We start from the raw sequence: 2,941 nt of genomic DNA, 5'->3' as shown, positions 1-2,941 counted from the left end.
GGAAGGAAAAGGCAGGAGCCCCGTCTTCTCCGCCGCGGCGGAGGAGCGGGGCTCCTTGGGTACTGCTATCGGGACCGGATCAGTCGGCCACCACCTGCTGAGCGGATGCTCAGAGGGGGTTGACGTTCTCCGCCTGCGGGCCCTTCGGGCCCTGCGTGACGTCGAACTCCACGCGCTGCTCCTCGTCCAGGGACCGGTAGCCCTGGGACTGGATGGCGGAGAAGTGGACGAACACGTCGGCCGAGCCGTCCTCGGGGGCGATGAAGCCGTAGCCCTTCTCGCTGTTGAACCACTTCACGGTTCCGGTGGCCATGCTTACTCCTTCAAGAGGTGTCGACGACCTCGACCGTCGAGATCGCGCATCACGGTGAATCGTCGTCAACTCTTGAGACCAAGGTCCGCCGGGTGACCGCATCAGTCCTTCCGATGCGATCGCCGTGGCGCGGACGGAGACCGTCCGGATCGAGCGAGGCACTGCAACGGGCACAACGGTACGCGAGCGCGAGCACGCGCACCAGTGTTGCCGCACCGGCTGTCCACAGGGTGGTCACCCCGGTGGACGCGGCGTCGGCGGGGGCCGATAGAAAGGAGTCATGACCACTTCCCCCGTGCCCTCCCTCCCTCTGTCCGGCGACGTCGAGATCCCCCAGGTCGGCCTCGGCGTCTTCCAGGTGCCCGACGACGGCACCCAGGCCAACGTCGAGCAGGCGCTCGAGCTCGGCTACCGGCACGTCGACACCGCCGCCGGCTACTACAACGAGGCGGGCGTCGGCGCGGCGCTGCGCGCGTCGGGACTGCGCCGCGAGGACGTCTTCGTCACCACCAAGCTCCGTAACGGCGACCAGGGGTACGAGCAGGCGCTGCGTGCGTTCGACGACTCCCGCCGCGCGCTCGGCGTCGACCAGGTGGACCTCTACCTGATCCACTGGCCCGTCCCCGCCAAGGACCTGTACGTCGAGACGTGGCGCGCGTTCGAGAAGCTGCTCGCCGAGGGCGCCGTCCGCGCGATCGGGGTGTCCAACTTCCTGGTCGAGCACCTCGACCGGCTCGTCTCGGAGACCGACGTCGTCCCCGCCGTGAACCAGGTCGAGGTGCACCCGACGTTCCAGCAGTCCGCGGTGCAGCAGCGCTGCCACGAGCTCGGCGTCGCCGTCGAGGCGTACTCGCCGCTCGGCCGCGGCGCGGACCTGGACGCGCCGGCCGTCGTCGCCGCGGCGACGGAGCTCGGCGTCACGCCCGCGCAGGTCGTGCTGCGGTGGGCGGTGCAGCAGGGGCGGATCGTCATCCCCAAGTCGCTGTCGGCGGCGCGGCAGGCCACCAACCTGGACGTCTTCTCGTTCGAGCTGTCGGCCGACCAGGTTGCCTCGATCGACGCTCTGGAGGCCGGGGTCGAGGGGCGCACGGGGGCCGACCCGGCCACCGCGTCGTTCACGCAGTTCCGCGCCTGACGCGAGGCCCCACGAGGCCGAGTGTGACCCAGATAACAGGTTCGTCACGATCTGCAGGGAGTGACCCGCGCGACACGTCGGCGACATACAGTCTCGCTACGTTCAGCGGCACTGAATGCGGTGTTGAGCCGCGAATGTCCTACCTCCAAAAGGGGAGCAGCATGATCCGACGCACCACGGCCGCCAAGGGCATGGCCCTCGCGGCAGTCCTCAGCCTCGGCCTCGCAGCATGTGCCTCGTCCGACGGCGGGAGCGACGACAGCAGCGAGGGCGGCGGCGGCTCCGCCGAGCCGCTGAAGATCGGCACGATCCTGCCGGTCACGGGCACCCTCGCCTTCCTCGGGCCGCCGGAGATCGCCGGCGTCGGTCTCGCGATCGACGACATCAACGCCGCCGGCGGCGTCCTCGGCAACGACGTGAGCGTCGAGTGGGGCGACTCCGGCGACAGCACCGACCTCTCGGTGGCGACCAGCACCGCCACCGACCTCATCGGAAAGGGTGTCTCCGTCGTGATCGGCGCGGCCTCGTCGGCCGTGTCCCTCGGCGTGGTCGACCAGTTCGCGGAGGCGAGCGTCATGCAGATCTCGCCCGCGAACACGGCGGCGGACCTGTCGGGGTACGGCGAGTTCTTCGCCCGCACCGCCCCGCCGGACACCGTCCAGGGGCCGGCGCACGCCGACCTCATCATGGGCGACGGCCACTGCAAGGTCGGCTTCCTCGTGCAGAACGAGGCCTATGGCAACGGCCTGCGCGACTACATCCAGGAGGCGCTCGAGGCCGGTGGTTGCGAGGCGGTCTACGGCGGCAACGGCGAGGGCCACGAGTTCGCGCCGGGCGAGACCAACTTCGGCGCCCAGGTGACCGACCTGCTCGCGCAGAAGCCGGACGCCATCTCGATCGTCGCGTTCGAGGAGACCACCGCGATCGTCAACGAGCTCGTGTCGCAGGGCTGGGACTTCGACGGCACCACGTACTTCGTGGACGGCAACCTCTCCAACTACGGCGACGCCTTCGACAAGGGCACCCTCGCCGGAGTGCAGGGCACGCTGCCCGGCGCGCAGGCGGACGACGCCTTCCGTGAGCAGCTCACGACCTGGTACTCCGAGAACGAGGACGGCGAGCTCGAGGACTTCTCGTACTCCGCCGAGTCGTACGACGCGACTGTCCTCGCCGCGCTGGCCGCGGTGAAGGGCGGAGCGACGGACGGTGAGACCATCTCGAAGAACATCCGCGCGGTGTCCGGTGCCGACGGCGGCACCGAGGTGAAGACCTTCGAGGAGGGCGTCAAGGCGCTCGGGGTTGTTGGAGGCGGCGGTGGCGACCGGGTCCTTGGCCATGCCGTCGAAGCTGCCCGCGCCCTCCTTCGGCACGGAGGAACAGGCCGGACCGAACGGCTCGTTCGAGGTCTGGTCTGCCGGTGTCGAGGCAGGCCCCACCCACCAGGAGAAACCGCGGCCGGTGCCGGCCAGCGTCGCGACGGTCTCGGCGATGCG

General features: G+C 70.0%; 3 protein-coding genes. 2 read left to right on the top strand and 1 reads right to left on the bottom strand.

Annotated features, from left to right (window positions below):
* Window positions 1-109: 109 nt before the first annotated feature.
* The gene (locus ACFWEK_RS20430; RefSeq protein ID WP_430555225.1) at window positions 110-313 is read right to left on the bottom strand and encodes a cold-shock protein; all 204 of its coding nucleotides are present in this window, start codon (window positions 311-313) and stop codon (window positions 110-112) included.
* 280 nt (window positions 314-593) lie between these two features.
* Between ACFWEK_RS20430 and ACFWEK_RS20425 the strand changes: the two genes are divergently transcribed.
* Both ACFWEK_RS20425 and ACFWEK_RS20420 read left to right on the top strand, forming a co-directional pair.
* On the top strand, window positions 594-1,448 hold the full coding sequence (locus tag ACFWEK_RS20425; protein WP_430547607.1) for an aldo/keto reductase: 855 nt from the start codon (window positions 594-596) through the stop codon (window positions 1,446-1,448).
* Window positions 1,449-1,609: 161 nt separating this feature from the next.
* Window positions 1,610-2,941: ABC transporter substrate-binding protein (locus tag ACFWEK_RS20420; RefSeq protein ID WP_430555224.1), on the top strand; the 1,332-nt coding region annotated here is incomplete at its 3' end.

The organism is Isoptericola sp. NPDC060257, assembly GCF_042726645.1.
GTDB classification, from domain to species: domain Bacteria; phylum Actinomycetota; class Actinomycetes; order Actinomycetales; family Cellulomonadaceae; genus Isoptericola; species Isoptericola nanjingensis.
The sequence above is the reverse complement of the archived record's forward strand: the minus strand, read 5'-3'. Positions and strand labels throughout refer to the sequence as shown.

Excerpts from the sequence above, each read along its gene's own strand:
- ACFWEK_RS20425 (WP_430547607.1), top strand. The coding sequence starts at position 594 with ATGACCACTTCCCCCGTGCCCTCCCTCCCTCTGTCCGGCGACGTCGAG.
- ACFWEK_RS20430 (WP_430555225.1), bottom strand. The coding sequence starts at position 313 with ATGGCCACCGGAACCGTGAAGTGGTTCAACAGCGAGAAGGGCTACGGC.